Source organism: Streptomyces flaveolus (assembly GCF_044765825.1).
GTDB lineage: Bacteria > Actinomycetota > Actinomycetes > Streptomycetales > Streptomycetaceae > Streptomyces > Streptomyces flaveolus.
Genome location: NZ_JBIWKU010000005.1, coordinates 1 through 17,988, shown reverse-complemented (window position 1 = coordinate 17,988; position 17,988 = coordinate 1). Strand labels below are relative to the sequence as shown.

Sequence of the window (17,988 nt, the reverse complement as noted above, 5' to 3'; positions counted from 1 at the left end):
GCCGTCTCAGCGAGGCGCGGGATCCGCCGGATGCGGCGCCACCAACGGCAGCTGCGAGGCCAGCCGTGCCTCGCACAGCTCCACCAGCCGGTCGTAGCCCGCCTTGCCCATCAGCTCGATCAGCTCCGGCCGGTAGCTGACGTACACCGGGTCGCCCGCGCCGTGCGCCGAGGTCGCTGACGTGCACCACCAGTGCAGATCGTGCCCGCCCGGCCCCCAGCCGCGCCGGTCGTACTCACCGATCGACACCTGGAGGACGCGGGTGTCGTCGGGCCGGTCGATCCACTCGTACGTCCGCCGCACCGGCAGCTGCCAGCAGACGTCCGGCTTGGTCTCCAGCGGCTCCCTGCCCTCGCGCAGCGCGAGGATGTGCAGCGAGCAGCCCGCGCCGCCGGCGAAGCCGGGCCGGTTCTGGAAGATGCACGAGCCCTCGAAGGGGCGGGTCTGCCGGGAGCCCTCGTCGTCCTCGGAGACCCAGCCGTTCCGGGTGCCCTCGGCGTGGTGCTGCCAGATGTCCGGCGTGAGCCTCGCCACGTGCCCGGCGACCCGCTGCTCGTCGTCCTCGTCGGAGAAGTGGGCGCCCAGCGAGCAGCACCCGTCGTCCGCGCGGCCCGCCTGGATGCCCTGGCAGCCGCTGCCGAAGATGCAGTTCCAGCGGGAGGTCAGCCAGGTCAGATCGCAGCGGAAGACCTGCTCCTCGTCCGCCGGATCCGGGAACTCCACCCACGCGCGCGCGAAGTCGAGACCCTTCTCGTCGTCGGAGGCAGGACCCGGCGCGGCGCCCGGCTCGGGACCTGTCGGAGAGACCCCGATGACCCCGGCCGACTCGCTCAGCCCGACCTTCTTGTCCTGCTTGTCCTTCTTGGGCGACTTTCCGTCCTTCGCCTTTTTCGTCTTTGGCACGGCTCCAGGGTAAGTCGCCCGGACCGGACGACGGCACTACTGCCGGCGGGGCGGGCAGTAGCGTTCCCTTCATGAGACTCGGTGTCCTCGACGTGGGTTCGAACACGGTGCATCTGCTGGTGGTGGACGCACACCCCGGCGCACGCCCGCTGCCCGCGCACTCGCACAAGGCGGAGCTGCGCCTCGCCCAACTCCTCGACGGCGACGGCGCCATCGGTCCCGAGGGCGTGGACCGGCTGATCACGGTCGTCCACGAGGCGCTCCAGGCCGCCGAGGACAAGGGCGTCGAGAACCTCCTGCCCTTCGCCACCTCCGCCGTGCGCGAGGCCCGCAACGCCGACGACGTCCTCGCGCGCATCCGCGAGGAGACCGGCGTCGAGCTCACCGTGCTCAGCGGCGCCGAGGAGGCCCGGCTCACCTTCCTCGCCGTCCGCCGCTGGTTCGGCTGGTCGGCGGGCAAGCTGCTGGTCCTGGACATCGGCGGCGGCTCCCTGGAGATCGCCTACGGCATCGACGAGGAGCCGGACGCCGCGGTGTCGCTGCCGCTCGGCGCGGGCCGGCTGACCGCCGCCCGGCTGCCCGGTGACCCGCCCGACCCGGAGGACGTCCGGGCGCTGCGCCGCCATGTCCGTACGGAGATCGCCCGCACGGTCGGCGAGTTCAGCCGCTTCGGCGCCCCGGACCACGTGGTCGCCACCTCCAAGACCTTCCGGCAGCTCGCCCGCATAGCGGGCGCCGCCCGCTCGGCGGAGGGCCTCTACGTCCAGCGCGAGCTGAAACGGGCCTCGCTGGAGGCCTGGGTGCCCCGCCTGGGCGCCATGACCGCCGCCGAGCGCGCCGAGCTCCCCGGCGTCTCCGAGGGCCGCGCGAACCAGCTCCTGGCCGGCGCCCTGGTCGCCGAGGCCGCGATGGACCTCTTCCACGTGGAGAGCCTGGAGATCTGCCCGTGGGCCCTCAGGGAGGGCGTGATCCTCCGCCGCCTGGACCACATGGGCCAGGGCTGACACGTGCCGAAGGGCCGCGGGCCCGTACCGGCGTACGACGCCGCCGCGGGGCGCGACGAACGAAGCCGCCCGGCTCCGAAGCCGCCCCCGCGCCTATGGCACTCGCCACAACGGCGACCACGCCCCCCGCACCCTCCGACCGCCACCCCGTAACCTGGCCCCCGTGGCAGAACCAAGGGACGTAGTCCGCATCCCGGATGCGAAGGTCGCCCTGTCGACGGCTTCCGTCTACCCGGAGTCGACGGCGACGGCCTTCGAGATCGCCGCGCGCCTCGGGTACGACGGCGTCGAGGTCATGGTGTGGACCGATCCGGTCAGCCAGGACATCGAGGCCCTGCGCCGGCTCAGCGACTACCACCGGATGCCGATCCTGGCCGTGCACGCGCCCTGCCTGCTCATCACCCAGCGGGTCTGGTCCACCGACCCCTGGACCAAGCTCCAGCGCGCCCGGGCCGCCGCCGAGAAGCTGGGTGCGAGCACCGTCGTCGTGCACCCGCCGTTCCGCTGGCAGCGCCAGTACGCCCGGGACTTCGTCAGCGGCATCTGGCGGATGGCGAACGAGACGGACGTGCGGTTCGCGGTCGAGAACATGTACCCCTGGCGCTACCGGGACCGCGAGATGCTCGCCTACGCGCCCGACTGGGACGTGACGAAGGAGGACTACCGTCACTTCACGATCGATCTCAGTCACACCGCCACGGCCCGCACCGACACCCTCGACATGATCGGCCGCATGGGCGACCGCCTCGGCCACGTCCACCTCGCCGACGGCAAGGGCTCCGCCAAGGACGAGCACCTCGTGCCCGGCCGCGGCGACCAGCCCTGTGCCGAGGTGCTGGAGGGCCTCGCGCACACCGGTTTCGACGGCCATGTCGTCATCGAGGTCAACACCCGGCGCGCCATGTCCAGCGCCGAACGTGAGGCCGACCTCGCCGAGGCGCTGGCCTTCACGCGCCTGCACCTGGCGTCGGCCGCCTCGGCGGCGAGGTCGCCGCGGCCGTGAGCGACGCCACCGAGGGGGCCCCGGGCGCCTCCGACACCCCCGCAGCCCCCGCCCGCCGCCGCGGACGCCCGCCGCGCACCGAGTCCGCCGGGACCCGCGACCGCATCCTCGCCGCGGCCCGCGAGGAGTTCTCCGAGCGGGGCTACGAGAAGACCTCCGTACGCGGCATCGCCAAGGCGGCGGGCGTGGACTCCGCGCTGGTGCACCACTACTTCGGCACCAAGGAGCAGGTCTTCGAGGCGGCGATCGAGGTCGCCTTCGCGCCCGCCCTCAAGGCCCCCGAGGCGATCGGCGACGGCCCGCTCGAAGGGGTCGGCGAGCGCCTGACCCGGTTCATCCTGGGCCTCTGGGAGAACCCCGGCACCCGTGCGCCGCTGCTGGCCATCGTCCGCTCGGCCGTGAACAACGAGACCGCCGCCGCCGTCTTCCGCCGGCTGATCGCCGCCCAGCTGCTGCGCCGCATCGCCGACCAGCTGGACCTGCCGGACGCGGAGCTGCGCGCCGAGCTGGCGGCGGCGCAGCTGGTGGGGTGCGCGATGCTCCGGTACGTGATCAAGGTGGAGCCGCTGGCGTCGGCGGACCCCGAGCGGATCATCGCGCGGCTGGCACCGGTCGTCCAGGGCCATCTCACCGGCCCCTGAAGCCCCGGCGGCGAGACAGTCATCCCGCATTCCGGACACCTTGTCCCGGTCCCTGGATGACCGGCGTACGCTCGTCGAGAGTCAGAAAACTGTCAGCGTTTCCTGGCAGAACTCTCCGAAGGAGCGAGCGACGATGCCCGAGCTGAGGTCCCGCACAGTCACCCACGGCCGCAACATGGCGGGCGCCCGCGCCCTTATGCGTGCCTCCGGTGTACCCGGTGCGGACATCGGGCGGAAGCCGATCGTCGCGATCGCCAACAGCTTCACGGAGTTCGTGCCGGGCCACACGCACCTCGCCCCGGTCGGCCGGATCGTCAGCGAGGCGGTCGTCGCGGCCGGCGGCATCCCGCGCGAGTTCAACACGATCGCCGTCGACGACGGCATCGCCATGGGCCACGGCGGCATGCTCTACTCCCTGCCCTCCCGCGACCTGATCGCGGACAGCGTGGAGTACATGGTCGAGGCCCACTGCGCCGACGCCCTGATCTGCATCTCCAACTGCGACAAGATCACCCCGGGCATGCTCAACGCCGCCCTGCGGCTGAACATCCCGACGGTCTTCGTCTCCGGCGGTCCGATGGAGTCCGGCCGCGCGACCCTGGTCGACGGCACGGTCCGCACGCTCGACCTGGTCGACGCGATGTCCGACGCCGTGAACGACAAGATCTCCGACGAGGACATGCTCCGCATCGAGGAGAACGCCTGTCCGACCTGCGGCTCCTGTTCCGGCATGTTCACCGCCAACTCGATGAACTGCCTGACCGAGGCCATCGGCCTGTCCCTGCCCGGCAACGGCTCGGTCCTCGCCACCCACACCGCGCGCAAGCAGCTCTACGTCGACGCCGCGCGCACCGTGATGGACCTGGTCCACCGCTACTACGAGCAGGACGACGAGTCCGCCCTGCCGCGCAACATCGCCACCTTCCAGGCGTTCGAGAACGCCATGGCCCTCGACATCGCGATGGGCGGCTCCACCAACACGATCCTGCACCTGCTGGCCGCCGCCCAGGAGGCCGGCGTCCCCTTCGGCCTGGAGCAGATCGACGCCGTCTCCCGCCGGGTGCCGTGCCTGGCCAAGGTCGCGCCGAACGTCGCCAAGGACCGCACGTACTACATGGAGGACGTGCACCGCGCCGGCGGCATCCCCGCCCTCCTCGGCGAGCTGCACCGCGCGGGCCTGCTGAACGAGGACGTCCACTCCGTGCACAGCCCGTCCCTGGCCCACTGGCTCAAGACCTGGGACGTGCGCGGCGGCTCCCCGTCGCCCGAGGCCCTCGAACTGTGGCACGCGGCGCCCGGCTGCGTCCGCTCCGCCGAGGCCTTCTCCCAGTCCGAGCGCTGGGAGGCGCTGGACACCGACGCCGAGGGCGGCTGCATCCGCTCGTCCGAGCACGCCTATTCCAAGGACGGCGGCCTCGCGGTCCTCAAGGGCAACCTCGCCGTCGACGGCTGCGTCGTGAAGACCGCCGGCGTCGACGAGTCCATCTGGACCTTCGAGGGCCCCGCGGTCGTCTGCGAGTCGCAGGAGGACGCCGTCCAGAAGATCCTCACCCAGCAGGTCAAGGAGGGCGACGTCGTCGTCATCCGCTACGAGGGCCCCAAGGGCGGCCCCGGCATGCAGGAGATGCTCTACCCGACCTCGTACCTGAAGGGCCGCGGCCTGGGCAAGGCGTGCGCGCTGGTCACCGACGGCCGGTTCTCCGGCGGCACGTCCGGCCTGTCCATCGGTCACGCCTCCCCGGAGGCGGCCTCGGGCGGCACCATCGCCCTCGTCGAGGACGGCGACCGCATCCGCATCGACATCCCGGGCCGCTCCATCGAGCTGCTGGTCGACGACGCCGAGCTGGCCCGCCGCGAGCAGGCCCTGAACGGCGTGTACGCCCCGAAGAACCGCGAACGCAAGGTCTCCGCGGCGCTGAAGGCGTACGCAGCGATGGCGACGAGCGCCGACAAGGGCGCCGTGCGGGACGTGAGCAAGCTGGGCTGACCGGCCCCGAGGGGGCCCGGCTACCAGGCGGCCGGGTCCCGCCCGTCCACGCCGAACACGGTCCCGTCCGGCGCACCGGCGTAGACGTGCCCGCCCGCGAGCACCGGTACGTGCAGTGTGGCGGGCACCCGGTCGGAGTCGGCGGCGAGCCGCGGCCGGGTCTGCCCGAGGAGCTTTCCCGTGCGGGCGTCGACCCCGAGGAGCCGCCCGTCGGGAGCGGTGACGTACACGTGCCGTCCGTCGGAGGCGGGCGCCGAGCCCCGGCTCACCCCGGTCTCCAGCCGCCACCGCTGCTTCCCGGCCGCCATGTCGACGGCGACCAGCGAGCCGCCCTCGCCCATGAGGTACACGGTGTTCCCGCGCACCCCCGCCTGCGCCTGCGCGACCGGCAGGTCCAGCCGCACCCGGCGGACCTGCCGGGTGCCGGGCGTGTAACGCACGACGGCGGTCGCGTCGCCGTGGACCTCGCCGTCGGCCAGGAAGTACACCGAGCCCTCCGCCGTGCCCACCGGCGTCAGACTCCCCTCCAGACCGGCGTCCCACCGCACCTCGCCCGTGGCCGGGTCGACCGCGGTCGTCCGGGTGCCGGTACCGTCCGCGGACACGCTCGCCGCGTACGCCGTCGGGTCCCCGGCGAAGGCGGAGAAGTACGGCACGTCCTGCCCGGGGATCCGGCGGGACCAGGCGGTCTCGCCGGAGGCGCCGTCCACACCGGTGACCCGCCCGTCGGCGGCGGTGAGCAGAAGCATGCCGCCCGCGCACCGCAGCCCGTTGTACTCGGGCATCCCCTGGTGCCACGCCACCTCGCCGGTGGCGGGGTCGAGCGCCTCGAGGTCACCGATCAGGCCGACCTCGGGCTGCACGAGACCGCCCGCCAGGACCGGCGGTTCGCTCCGCGTCGCCTCCGTGACGTCGTGGCGCCACAGGGTGTGGCCGTCGGCCGGATCGAGGGCGAAGACCAGCCCGGGCCGCCCGCACATCAGCTTGCCCGCGCCGTACGAGCACTGCGGCACACCGCTCCGCGGAGCCGCCTCCGTCTCCCACGCGCCGAAGCCCGATGCGTCCTGCGCGACAGCGGTCTGCCGCGCCGGATCGGAGCCGCCGGACCACTGGAGCGAGGCGAGCCCGCCGAGCACGGCGAGGCAGAGCACCCCGGCGACCAGCACCGTCCGCCGGCCGAGGCGGCGTGCGGGCCGCGCGGCGGGCTCGTCCGCCCGGGGCTCCGGCGTGCCCGTCCCCGGCGTGCCCGTCCCCGGGGTGTCCGTCTCCGGTCCGTCCGCCTCCTCGGTCCGCGGCGCCCGCAGGAAGGCCTGCGTGTCGTACGACGCCGCCACCGACCGCAGCTCCCGCATCAGCTCGTCCGGTGTGGGCCGCTCCTCCGGCTCTTTGGCCAGGCACCGCAGCACCAGCGGCGCCAGCGTCTCCGGCACGCCCGTCAGGTCGGGCTCGTCGTGCACGACCTGGTAGGCGACGACGTACGGGCTGTCCGAGTCGAAGGGCCCGCGCCCGGTCGCCGCGTGCACCATCAGCGAGCCGAGGGCGAACACGTCGGCCGCGGGGCCCACCTCCCGGGGCCGGCGGAACTGCTCGGGCGCCATGAACGGCGGCGTGCCGATCAACTTCCCGGTCTCGGTCCGCAGTTCGCTGTCCGTCGGCCGGGAGATGCCGAAGTCGATGACCTTCGGACCGTCCTCGGCGAGCAGCACGTTGCTCGGTTTCAGGTCCCGGTGCACGACTCCGACCCGGTGGATGTCCCGCAGTGCCTCGGCGAGCCCGGCCATCAGCCGGCGCAACTGCGCGGGGTCCATGGGCCCGTTCCGCTTCACCTGCTCCGAGAGGGTCGGCCCGGGGATGAACAGGGTGGCCATCCAGGGCCGCCCGGCCTCTGGGTCGGCGTCGACGACCGGCGCGGTGAAGGCACCGCTCACCCGCCGCGCCGCGGCCACCTCCTGCCGGAACCTCCCCCGGAACTCGGGGTCTTCGGCATAGCGGGCGTGGACGACCTTCACCGCCAGCTTCATCCCGGAGGTGCTGCGGGCCACGTGCACGACGCCCATGCCGCCCGATCCCAGACAGGACTCCAGACGGTAGTGACCGGCATATTCCGGACGTTCCGCTTCCGCGCCCGCTCCGTCGTACTCCCGTGGCGCCATGGGACCACCCCCGTGCTGTTCCTCTGCGCGCGCGACGCTCGGAGCCTAGTCGATGACTCGTACGGGGCCGAGGCGGCTTGCTAGCCTCCGCGTGCGAGTCGCGAACTCGTGTGTGGCGGCCTGTTCCGGACAGCTCGTCACAGCGGAATCGACGGGACCCCACGGCACACGCGGGGTCCCACGGGGGAGAACACATGACTGTCGACCATGTCGGCCAGCTGGAACACACCGACGGCGGCACGGAAGCCGTCACGACGACGGCGACCGCGGCGGCCGTCTCGTCCTACCCGGTCGCCCCGGGCGTCCGTCTCAACGTCCGCAGCGGCCCCGGCACCGGCTACGGCATCGTGCGGGTCCTGTCGGAGGGAGCCCGCGTCGCGATCCACTGCCAGACGCCGGGGACGACGGTGACGGGCCCGTACGGCACCAGCGGCATCTGGGACAACATCGGCAACGGATACGTCTCCGACACGTACGTGCGCACCGGCAGCGACGGCTACGTCGCGTCCCGCTGCTCCTGAGCCCACCCGGGGGCCCGCGGCACGTCCGGCGCCATAATCGTTCCGTGAGCGCAGAGAACGGCACGAACGGCATCCCGGACACCCCCGCGGGCCCTCGCCCCGAACCCCTCAGGTTCTTCGGCACGACCTGGGTGAACCACGACCACGGCTACGCCGCCCGCCGGGCCGGCCTGGCCGTCGGCTCCCTCGCCGTGGCGGCTGCCGCCTGCTTCGTCCTGCGCATCGCCTACGAGGGCCTCCAGATCGCCGACATCGGCGGCTTCGTGTCGCTGCTGATGGTCGTGATGTTCGCGGTCTGCAGCGCCCTGGCCTTCCGGCACACCTGGTCCGGCTTCAGCAGCCGCCCCGACCCCGACCGCCAGTCCTCCCTGCGCGGCCTGCTCACCATCGGCTTCGTCGGCACGCTCCTCGCCTACTTCTTCCGCACCTTCACCGAGGCCCCGGGCGAGGCACTCCACCGCACCGAGTACGACGCGGCCCGCGAGGAGTACGAGAAGCGCACCACCCGCCGCTCCCGCAACCCGTCGAAGAAGCGCCGCCGCTCCTAGCCCGCGCCATGGTCCCCTCCGGGTGCCACACGCCGGCTGCGGTTGGCCCGGGTCACCGGGGCGCCACGTCGGCCGCCCCGAGGACATCGCCAAGGCCGGCAACGCCTCGTACGTCACGGGTGTCGACAGCGGCGGTCACCTGCTCGGCCGAGAGACGTCCCGGCCACGGACCGCCACGATCCGCGGCCCGACCGCGGCGCGGGTGACCGTGCGCCCCAAGACGAGACCCTCCGCGGAACGGGCCGCCGGCCTGCCGACTCCACGCACCGGGCCCGGCCGGCACGCTCCCCACGGAAAGCCCCCCGCGCCCCGCGGTCACCCGGCCACCATGGCCGTATGACGACACCGAGGGCCGACTCGCCGGCCGGCCACTCCGCCCGCGCCCACTCCTTCAACGCGGCAGCGGCCCAGTACGCCGCCAACCGCCCCTCCTACCCGCCCGCCCTCTTCGAGGCGATCGAGGAGCTGTCCGGCCGACCCCTGGCCGGCTCCCGCGTCGCGGACATCGGCGCCGGTACGGGCATCGCCACCGCCCGCCTGCGCGAACGCGGCGCCGACGTCATCGCCGTCGAGCCCGGTGAGGGCATGGCGGCCCAGTTCCGCCGGGGCCTTCCCGATGTGCCGATGATCCGCGGCAACGGCAACGCCCTCCCCCTCGCCGACCACCGCCTCGACCTCCTCACCTACGCCCAGGCCTGGCACTGGACCGACCCCGTCCGGTCGGTCCCGGAGGCGCTGCGCGTGCTGCGTCCGGGCGGGGCGCTGGCCCTGTGGTGGAACACCGACGCCCTCGACGTGCCGTGGACGGCCGAGGCGGCCGCACGCACGGAGCGGCGGTTCGGCCTGAACGTCTCCGCCGAGAAACGGGACGTCAACGCCCGCGTCGCCGACCCCTCCGGCCGCCTGGCCTTCACCCGCCGCACGATCCGCTGGAGCCGTCGCGTCCCGCTGGACACACACCTGGCCAACCTCGCCAGCCACTCGGTCTTCCTGATCCACGGCGAGGAACGCAGCGCGGCCTTCCTGGCCGAGGAGCGGGAGCACCTCCTGGCCGTCTTCCCGGACGGGATCGTCGAGGAGACGTACGACGTGATCCTGCTGCTCGCCAGGACTCCCGCGACTGCTTGACGCGACGGGAGGGCGGGAGCAGTATTCATCACATGATGAATTACTCGCCCCACCCTCCCGGCGACCGGACGACAGCCGTCGACGCCGCCGCCCCCGACGGGGGAACCACCCCCGCCACCCCCGCCGTCCACGCCGAGAACCTCACCGTCGCGCGCGGCTCCCGCACCGTCCTGCGCGGCCTCGGCTTCACCGTCCCGCGCGGCCAGATCACCGGCCTCCTCGGCCCCTCCGGCTGCGGCAAGTCCACCCTCATGCGGGCGATCGCCGGCACCCAGGCCAAGGTCACCGGCACCCTGGACGTCCTCGGCCGCCCCGCCGGCCACCCCAACCTGCGCACCCGCATCGGCTACGTCACCCAGGCCCCGTCCGTCTTCGACGACCTCACCGTCCGCCAGAACCTCGACTACTTCGCCGCGATCCTCGACCCCGGCCGCGCCTCCTCCGACCGCCGCCGCGAGACCGTCACCCGGGCCATCGCCGACGTCGACCTCACCACCCACACCGACGCCCTGGCCGGCAACCTCTCCGGCGGCCAGCGCAGCCGCGTCTCCCTCGCCGTCGCCCTTCTCGGCGCCCCGGAACTCCTGGTCCTCGACGAACCGACGGTCGGCCTCGACCCCGTACTCCGCCGCGACCTGTGGACCCTGTTCCACTCGCTCGCCGCCGACCGCGGCGCCACCCTCCTCGTCTCCTCGCACGTCATGGACGAGGCCGAGCGCTGCCACCGCCTCCTCCTGATGCGCGAGGGCACGCTCCTCGCCGACGACACCCCCGACGCCCTGCGCACCCGCACGGACGCCGAGACGGTCGAGGAGGCCTTCCTGCACCTGGTGGACGAGGCCACGGCGGCAGCCCGCACGAAGGAGACCACGCGATGACCACCACCACTCCCAGCACCCGCACCACAGGGACCACCCTCCACCCCGCCCCCGCCGGCGCCCTCAACCTCTCCCGCACCACCGCCACCGCGGCCCGCGTCCTGCGCCAACTCGCCCACGACCCGCGCACGATCGCGCTGCTGCTCCTGATCCCCTGCCTGATGCTGTTCCTGCTGCGCTACGTCTTCGACGGCAGCCCGCGCACCTTCGACAACATCGGCGCCTCCCTGCTCGGGATCTTCCCGCTGATCACGATGTTCCTGGTCACGTCCATCGCGACCCTGCGCGAGCGCACCTCGGGCACCCTCGAACGGCTCCTCGCCATGCCCTTGGGCAAGGGCGACCTCATCGCCGGCTACGCCCTCGCCTTCGGCGCCCTCGCGATCGTCCAGTCGGCCCTGGCGACGGGCCTGGCGGTCTGGTTCCTCGGCCTCGACGTGACCGGCAGCCCCTGGCTCCTTCTCCTGGTCGCCCTGCTCGACGCCCTCCTGGGCACCGCACTCGGCCTCTTCGTCTCGGCCTTCGCGGCCTCGGAATTCCAGGCGGTCCAGTTCATGCCGGCAGTGATCTTCCCCCAGCTCCTCCTCTGCGGCCTCTTCACCCCGCGCGACCGCATGCACCCCGCCCTGGAGGCCGTCTCCGACGTCCTGCCGATGTCCTACGCGGTCGACGGCATGAACGAGGTCCTGCGCCACACCGACATGACGGCCACCTTCGTACGGGACGCCCTGATCGTGGCGGGCTGCGCCCTCCTGGTCCTGGCCCTGGGCGCGGCGACTTTGAAGCGCCGCACGGCATAGTCAGCCCGTCCGGCGTGTGGATCCGAGGCCGTCCAGGCCGAAAGCGGGGGCCTGGGGGGCGGCAGCCCCGGCGTCCCGCGGACTGGACGCCACACCCCAGCCGCCCCCGCGAGTGCGAGGATGACGACGACGGACGACACACCCCAGACAGGGCACCGGAGGGCACCGAAACCCATGACCCAGAAAGTCGCAGTCCTCGGCACCGGCAAGATCGGCGAAGCCCTGCTCAGCGGAATGATCGGAGCCGGCTGGGCACCCGCCGACCTCCTGGTCACCGCCCGCCGCCCGGAACGGGCCGACGAACTCCGCACCCGCTACGGAGTCACCCCGGTCACCAACGCCGAGGCCGCCAAGACGGCCGACACCCTGATCCTCACGGTCAAGCCGCAGGACATGGGCACCCTCCTCGACGAACTCGCCCCGCACATCCCCGCCGACCGCCTGGTCATCAGCGGCGCCGCGGGCATCCCGACCTCCTTCTTCGAGGACCGCCTCGCCGCCGGCACCCCGGTGGTCCGCGTCATGACGAACACCCCCGCCCTCGTGGACGAGGCCATGTCCGTCATCTCCGCCGGCACCCACGCCACCGCCGCCCACCTCGCGCACGCCGAGGAGATCTTCGGCGCCGTCGGCAAGACCCTCCGCGTCCCCGAGAACCAGCAGGACGCCTGCACCGCCCTCTCCGGCTCGGGCCCGGCCTACTTCTTCTACCTGGTCGAGGCCATGACCGACGCCGGCATCCTCCTGGGCCTGCCCCGGGACAAGGCCCACGACCTGATCGTCCAGTCCGCGATCGGCGCCGCGAAGATGCTCCGCGACAGCGGCGAACACCCGGTCAAGCTCCGCGAGAACGTCACGTCCCCCGCCGGCACCACCATCAACGCCATCCGCGAACTCGAGAACCACGGCGTCCGGGCGGCCCTGATCGCCGCCCTGGAAGCCGCCCGCGACCGCAGCCGCGAACTGGCCTCCGGCACCAAGGACTGACCCTCCACCGACCGGACGCCCGGCCCGGCGGCGCTCCCCAAGCTCCCGAATCGCCTTGACGCTGCGTGAACACGGAGATTGAATCCGTGCACATGTCAAGATCGTGAAGGAAGAGGGAGCATTCCGTGACGCTGGGGTGGGGACGAACCGACGGGGACGGACGGGACCGGAGACGAAGGCGGAGGGCCGGCACCGCAGCCGCCACGCTCGCCATGGCGGCAGCCGCTCTGTCGTTGCCCGCGACGACGGCCCATGCGCTGCCCGCCGCTCCGGACGGCCCGCCGTCGTCCCACCCGAACGAACGGGCCAAGGCGGCGCTGAACCGGGCGTCCCGGCACGGCGAGGGCCCCGAAGCCGACACCACGGCGCCGCTGCCTCCCCGGATCAGGCTGGCCGCTCCGTACACGTCGTGCACGACCGTGTGCCAGGCGGCCGGCGCACCGGGCGTGCCGGCGACGTTCACGTTCGCGCCGAACCCGGCCGACACGGACATCGTCGCCTACCGGTACCACCTCTCCTCGGAGGCCACCTGGTCGTCGGTGACCGGTGAGACCGCCACGGTCACCCACGTCCCTCAGCAGGGCGGGCTCTACCGTCTCGAAGTGCAGGCCATCGACGAGGTCGGCCGGGCCGGCGCCGCCGCCCAGGCGGAGTTCCTGGTCGCACGAGGTGAGACCCCCCTCGGCCGCTGGCGCTTCGACGAGGCGAGTGGTCCGGCGCGCGACTCCGCAACCGCCGAGGGCACGACGCGCAACGACGCGACGCTCTCGGGCGGCGCGACCCGCGACGACCGCGGGCGGCGTGGCGTGCAGACCCACGACGACTACGAAGTACCGCTGCCGGAACCGGTCACGGACCGAGGGCTGACCCTAGACGGCAGCGGCGGGTACGCGGCGACGAGCGGTCCGGTGCTGGACACCCGCGGCTCCTACACCCTCTCGGCCTGGGTGCGTCCCGACACGCTGGATGCCACCGACCGGACGGTGCTGGCTCAGGACGGCGGCTTCCGTCTGTCCTACGACGCGACCCGGAGCACCTGGACGTTCCGGCCGTCCCTGCCCGCCGGTGCCGACCACCTGACTCTGGCGGCCGACCGCCAGGCGACACCCGGCGTGTGGACCCATCTCGCCGCTGTCTACGACGCATCCGCCGACCGGACCCGGCTGTACGTCAACGGCCGACTGCGCGCCACGGGCACCGCGCCCGGCGTGGGCGCGGCCGACGGACCGCTGCAGTTCGGCCGGTCACTGCTGGACGGCTCGCCCGAGGAGTACGGCGACTATTTCGACGGCTCCCTCGACGAGGTCGCGGTCTGGCGTAGACCCCTCACCGACAGCGAAATCGCCGCCGAGGCCCGGATCCCCAACGGCGGACGCAACGCCGTGGAACTGGTGGCCGACTGGTCCGCCGACGGGGAGAGCGGCACCGCACTCACCGACACGGTGTCGGGTTACGGCCCCCGGTTGACGCTGTCCGGCGGCGCGGCCCTGGACGGCCGCACGCTCACGCTGGACGGCGTGAACGCCGCGGCGGTGGCGGACGGGCCACTGGTGGACGGCACCGGCTCGTTCACGGTGAGCACGGACGTCACGCTGGACGGCTCCGCGGTCGCGTCCTGGCCCAAGGGCCGTGTCGGTCACGTCCTCGGCTGGCGCGCGGCCGACGGCTCCACCTTGGGGCTGTGGTACGAAGCCAGAGGCATGGTGACGACCTGGGATCCGGACGCCCTCGAGGAGAAGCTGGTTCCCGTAGGGTCCTGGCGCTTCGGCCGCCTGGACGCCGACGGCACGTACGTCGCGAGCACCTCCGACGAACCTGCCCGCACGGACGAACCCGTACGGCTGACCGGTGTATACGACGCACAGGCGGGGACCATAGCGCTCTACATCGGAACCAACCCGAACGGCACCCCGCGCCTCATCCCCGACCCCGTCGGCTCGGGTCCGTTCACCGTGGGAGCCGTCACGGACGGCACCGCCTGGACGAACCACGTGCCGGCCCGCGTCAAGGACGTCCGGGTCTGGTCCGGCGCCGTGGCCTCGCCCCAGCAACTGTCCGAAGTGCTCGGGGCCTGACCGACTGCCCGGCCGGCGCCTCGGCGCGCCGGCCGGGCACCCACCGGCCCGGCCGTGTCACTCCGCCGCGGCCACCACGTCCCCCGTGGTCACCACCCGCGCGAACCCGCCCCCGTGCAGCGACACCGCCGACGCGCGCGCCAGCTCGTCCGCGCTCTGCCGCCAGCCGAAGGGCCCCTCCAGGCCGAAGGTGTACGTCGCGTCGAACGCGACCAGCACGTCGTACCCGAGGTTCCCGCCCATCCGGGCCGTCGTCTCGACGCACATGTTCGTCTGGATCCCGGCCAGCACCACCTGGTCGATCCCCTGCTCCCGGAGCCACGCCCCCAGGTCCGGCGTCCCGAGGAAGGCCGAGTTCACGGTCTTCGTGATCAACAGCTCGGCCCCGCTCCCCTTCCCGCGCCGCCTCTCCACGTACTCCTTGAAGTCGTTGCCCTCGTACCCCGTCCGCAACGGCGACCCCGGCTTGGCCGAATCGTGCCGCACGAAGACGACCGGCCGCCCGGTCGACTGCCATACGTCGATGAGGGCGGCGATGTTGTCGTCCGCCGCCGGGTTGTTGCGCGTCCCCCAGAAGTCGAGCTCCTCGAAGCCCTTCTGCACGTCCACGACCACCAGCGCTGCGTTCTCTGCGATGTCCATGCCCACGATCGTGCCGCCGGACGGCCACGCTCCCCAGAGGTACAGAAGTCAGCGATCGATGGTTTACTGCCACCCATGGCAGTGCAGGCCATCGTCCAGGCCCCTTACCGCGTCGCCCTCGTCGCCTTCCCCGGCATCCGGGCCTTCGACGTCTCCGTCATCACCGAGGTCTGGGGCACCGACCGCACCGACCGCGGCGCCCCCGCCTTCGACCTGCGCCGAGTCGCCGCCGACGGCACCACCGCAGTCCCGATGCGCGGCGGCCTCGCCCTCCACCCCGACCGGCCCCTCGACTGGCTGGACCACGCCGACCTCGTCGTGGTCCCCGGCCTCGACGACCACCTCACCCCGGCCCCCGCCCCGGTCCTCGACGCCCTCCGCCGCACCCACGCCCGCGGCACCACCGTCGCCGCCCTGTGCGGCGGCGCGTTCACCCTCGCCCAGGCGGGCCTGCTCGACGGCCGCCGCGCCATCACCCACTGGCGGCTGATCGACCTCCTGCGCACCCACCACCCCCGCGTCACCGTCGTCCCCGACGCCCTGTTCATCGAGGACGACAACCTCTGGACCGCGGCCGGCACCGCGGCCGGCATCGACCTCTGCCTCCACCTGGTCCGCCTGGCCCACGGCGCCGAGGCCGCCGCCACCATCGCCCGCTCGATGGTCACCGCCCCCTTCCGCACCGGCACCCAGGCCCAGTTCATCGAGCACCCCACCCCACGCACCGACCGGGACGCCGACGCCCTCGCCGCCGTCCGCGAGCACGCCCTGCGCCACCTCCACGAACCCCTGACCGTCGCCGACCTGGCCACCCGCGCCGGCATGTCCCCCCGCTCCTTCGCCCGCCACTTCACCGCGGCCACCGGCACCACCCCGCTGCGCTGGCTCCTCGACCAGCGCATCGCCGCCGCCCAGAAACTCCTGGAGCGCACCGACCTCCCCATGCCCGAGATCGCCCGCCGGGCCGGCTTCGGCAGCGAGGTCACGATGCGCCAGCACTTCGCATCGCGCCTCGCCACCAGCCCCCGCGCCTACCGGGCCGCGTTCACCACGGTGTCCGCCATGGGAGGCAACAGCCCGATCGCGCGATAAGCGGCATCCACGGTCGGCCGGGCCATCGCCCGCGCCTTCTCCGCGCCGTCCCGCAGCACGCCCTCCACGTATCCGGGATCCGCGCACAGCTCCTGGTGCCGCTTCCGCAACGGCCGCAACACCTCCACCACGGCCTCCGCGACGTCCTTCTTCAGCGCGCCGTACGAGTCGTACGCCTCCGCCAGCTCCGCCGGCTCCCCGCCCGTGCACGCGGCGAGGATCTCCAGCAGGTTCGCGAGCCCCGGCCGCGCCTCCCGGTCATACACGACCTCACGCCCGCTGTCGGTCACGGCCCGCACGACCTTCTTCCGCACCACGTCCGGCTCGTCCAGCACATAGACGATCCCCGGCCCGACGTCGTCGCTCTTCCCCATCTTCGACGCCGGCTCCTGAAGGTTCATCACCCGAGCCGCCACCGCCGGATTCGTGGCCCTGGGCACCACGAACGTGTGCCCGTACCGCTGGTTGAACCGCACCGCGAGATCCCGGGCCAGCTCCACGTGCTGCGTCTGGTCGTGCCCGACCGGCACCTCGTCCGTCCCGTAGGCCAGGATGTCGGCCGCCATCAGCACGGGATAGGTCAGCAGCGACAGCCGCACACTCCCGCCCCGCTCCCTCTCCCGCGCGGCCTTCTCCTTGTACTGGATCATCCGGCGCATCTCACCGTCCGTGGCCACGCACTCCAGTACGTACGACAGCCGTGCGTGTTCGTCCACATGACTCTGGACGAACACGGTGCACAACTCCGGATCCAGCCCCGCCGCCAGCAGCAGCGACGCCGCCTGCCTGCTCAGCCGGCGCACCCGTGCCGGATCGTGGTCGACGGTCAGCGCGTGCAGATCGACGACGCAGAACAGCGCGTCGGACCGATGCTGATCCTCCGCGGCCCATTGCCGCATGGCTCCCAGGTAGTTCCCCAGCGTCAGATGCCCGGTCGGCTTGACCCCACTGAAGACCCGCGTCATTTCTCCACCTCCTGGTCAGGGCCGCCGCCACCCGCCGGCCGCCCCTCCTGGAGGGAGATACGAGAACGGCCGCCGAAGCGGCGGCCGTCGAGTGCGTACGTGAGCGCGGCCGCCGTCAGGCGGCCCACCAGAACTGGTTGCACGTACGCGTCATCACGCCGCCCACGCTACGCGTCGGGCAGCCGCCTCGCCATGGAGTTGACACGGCATGCCCCCATCCGTACTGTTCTCCGAGTTGTCCGACGTGAGCGCCGACTCCGGTCGGTCCCCGGACAGCGATTCCGCAAGTACCAACCACTCCTCGACGAACAGTCGCGCTGTCGGCGTCGTCGTGTCATTGGCACGCGTATTCGCGGAATGAGGAATCCACGTTCGAAAGAACGCGGCCCCCGATTAGCTCGGGAGTCGGGAATCCGCTAGAGTCTCACTCGTCGGAACGGCCCAACAGCCGGGAAGACAACCCCCTCTGACGGGGAATCAGAGCCCGAAAGGATCTGATAGAGTCGGAACCGCCGGAAAGGGAAACGCGAAAGCGAGAACCTGGAAAGCACCGAGGAAATCGGATCGAAAAACGGTCTGATAGAGTCGGAAACGCAAGACCGAAGGGAAGCGCCCGGAGGAAAGCCCGAGAGGGTGAGTACAAAGGAAGCGTCCGTTCCTT

17 protein-coding genes are annotated in these 17,988 nt (G+C 72.6%); 12 read left to right on the top strand and 5 right to left on the bottom strand.

The annotated features are described in order from the left end of the window. Nucleotides 1-6 precede the first annotated feature (6 nt). Nucleotides 7-813, bottom strand: a complete 807-nt coding sequence (locus tag ACIRG6_RS16425; RefSeq protein WP_403323648.1) for a hypothetical protein — start codon at nt 811-813, stop codon at nt 7-9. Between the two features lie 161 nt (nt 814-974). Between ACIRG6_RS16425 and ACIRG6_RS16420 the strand changes: the two genes are divergently transcribed. From ACIRG6_RS16420 to ilvD, 4 genes are all read left to right on the top strand, one after another. Further along, nucleotides 975-1,907 (top strand): Ppx/GppA phosphatase family protein, encoded by a 933-nt coding sequence (locus ACIRG6_RS16420; protein ID WP_364684840.1) that lies wholly within the window; start codon nt 975-977, stop codon nt 1,905-1,907. 163 nt (nt 1,908-2,070) lie between these two features. Continuing rightward, nucleotides 2,071-2,910 carry a sugar phosphate isomerase/epimerase family protein gene (locus ACIRG6_RS16415; protein ID WP_350721094.1) on the top strand — a complete coding sequence of 280 codons (840 nt, stop codon included), beginning with the start codon at nt 2,071-2,073 and terminating at the stop codon, nt 2,908-2,910. Then, complete coding sequence (locus ACIRG6_RS16410) at nt 2,907-3,551, top strand: TetR/AcrR family transcriptional regulator (protein WP_318213825.1); 645 nt, start codon at nt 2,907-2,909, stop codon at nt 3,549-3,551. Before ACIRG6_RS16415 ends, ACIRG6_RS16410 begins: the two co-directional genes overlap by 4 nt. Before the next feature lie 133 nt (nt 3,552-3,684). Beyond that, a complete protein-coding gene (gene ilvD, locus ACIRG6_RS16405) occupies nt 3,685-5,538 on the top strand; it encodes a dihydroxy-acid dehydratase (protein WP_403323185.1) in 1,854 nt (617 codons plus the stop codon). 20 nt (nt 5,539-5,558) lie between these two features. On the opposite strand, the gene ACIRG6_RS16400 is transcribed toward ilvD, so the two are convergent. After that, the gene (locus tag ACIRG6_RS16400; protein ID WP_403323183.1) at nt 5,559-7,691 is read right to left on the bottom strand and encodes a serine/threonine-protein kinase; all 2,133 of its coding nucleotides are present in this window, start codon (nt 7,689-7,691) and stop codon (nt 5,559-5,561) included. Between the two features lie 194 nt (nt 7,692-7,885). On the opposite strand from ACIRG6_RS16400, the gene ACIRG6_RS16395 reads away from it, so the two are divergent. The 7 genes from ACIRG6_RS16395 to ACIRG6_RS16365 all read left to right on the top strand — a co-directional run bounded on the left by ACIRG6_RS16395 (nt 7,886) and on the right by ACIRG6_RS16365 (nt 14,628). Then, complete coding sequence (locus ACIRG6_RS16395; RefSeq protein WP_364684835.1) at nt 7,886-8,212, top strand: SH3 domain-containing protein; 327 nt, start codon at nt 7,886-7,888, stop codon at nt 8,210-8,212. Nucleotides 8,213-8,256: 44 nt separating this feature from the next. Beyond that, complete coding sequence (locus ACIRG6_RS16390; protein WP_364684833.1) at nt 8,257-8,760, top strand: EamA/RhaT family transporter; 504 nt, start codon at nt 8,257-8,259, stop codon at nt 8,758-8,760. A 336-nt stretch (nt 8,761-9,096) separates the two neighbouring features. Then, nucleotides 9,097-9,888, top strand: a complete 792-nt coding sequence (locus ACIRG6_RS16385; RefSeq protein ID WP_403323180.1) for a class I SAM-dependent methyltransferase — start codon at nt 9,097-9,099, stop codon at nt 9,886-9,888. A gap of 32 nt (nt 9,889-9,920) precedes the next feature. Next, the gene (locus ACIRG6_RS16380) at nt 9,921-10,766 is read left to right on the top strand and encodes an ABC transporter ATP-binding protein (RefSeq protein WP_403323177.1); all 846 of its coding nucleotides are present in this window, start codon (nt 9,921-9,923) and stop codon (nt 10,764-10,766) included. Further along, a complete protein-coding gene (locus ACIRG6_RS16375) occupies nt 10,763-11,566 on the top strand; it encodes an ABC transporter permease (RefSeq protein ID WP_364684827.1) in 804 nt (267 codons plus the stop codon). The genes ACIRG6_RS16380 and ACIRG6_RS16375 overlap by 4 nt, the downstream gene beginning before the upstream one ends. Nucleotides 11,567-11,740: 174 nt before the next feature. Further along, complete coding sequence (gene proC, locus ACIRG6_RS16370) at nt 11,741-12,553, top strand: pyrroline-5-carboxylate reductase (RefSeq protein WP_239765274.1); 813 nt, start codon at nt 11,741-11,743, stop codon at nt 12,551-12,553. Between the two features lie 212 nt (nt 12,554-12,765). Next, nucleotides 12,766-14,628, top strand: coding sequence for a LamG domain-containing protein (locus ACIRG6_RS16365; protein WP_403323173.1), 1,863 nt, complete (start codon nt 12,766-12,768; stop codon nt 14,626-14,628). 57 nt (nt 14,629-14,685) lie between these two features. On the opposite strand, the gene ACIRG6_RS16360 is transcribed toward ACIRG6_RS16365, so the two are convergent. Beyond that, on the bottom strand, nt 14,686-15,270 hold the full coding sequence (locus ACIRG6_RS16360; RefSeq protein ID WP_364684821.1) for a cysteine hydrolase family protein: 585 nt from the start codon (nt 15,268-15,270) through the stop codon (nt 14,686-14,688). 75 nt (nt 15,271-15,345) lie between these two features. Here ACIRG6_RS16360 and ACIRG6_RS16355 point away from each other — a divergent pair, with 75 nt between their 5' ends. Further along, nucleotides 15,346-16,362 (top strand): GlxA family transcriptional regulator, encoded by a 1,017-nt coding sequence (locus ACIRG6_RS16355; RefSeq protein WP_403323170.1) that lies wholly within the window; start codon nt 15,346-15,348, stop codon nt 16,360-16,362. On the opposite strand, the gene trpS is transcribed toward ACIRG6_RS16355, so the two are convergent. Together trpS and ACIRG6_RS16345 are read right to left on the bottom strand one after the other, a co-directional pair. Then, nucleotides 16,302-17,327, bottom strand: coding sequence for a tryptophan--tRNA ligase (trpS, locus tag ACIRG6_RS16350; protein WP_403323167.1), 1,026 nt, complete (start codon nt 17,325-17,327; stop codon nt 16,302-16,304). The genes ACIRG6_RS16355 and trpS overlap by 61 nt on opposite strands. After that, the gene (locus ACIRG6_RS16345; RefSeq protein WP_364684815.1) at nt 17,324-17,470 is read right to left on the bottom strand and encodes a hypothetical protein; all 147 of its coding nucleotides are present in this window, start codon (nt 17,468-17,470) and stop codon (nt 17,324-17,326) included. The genes trpS and ACIRG6_RS16345 overlap by 4 nt, the downstream gene beginning before the upstream one ends. Nucleotides 17,471-17,988: the final 518 nt, after the last annotated feature.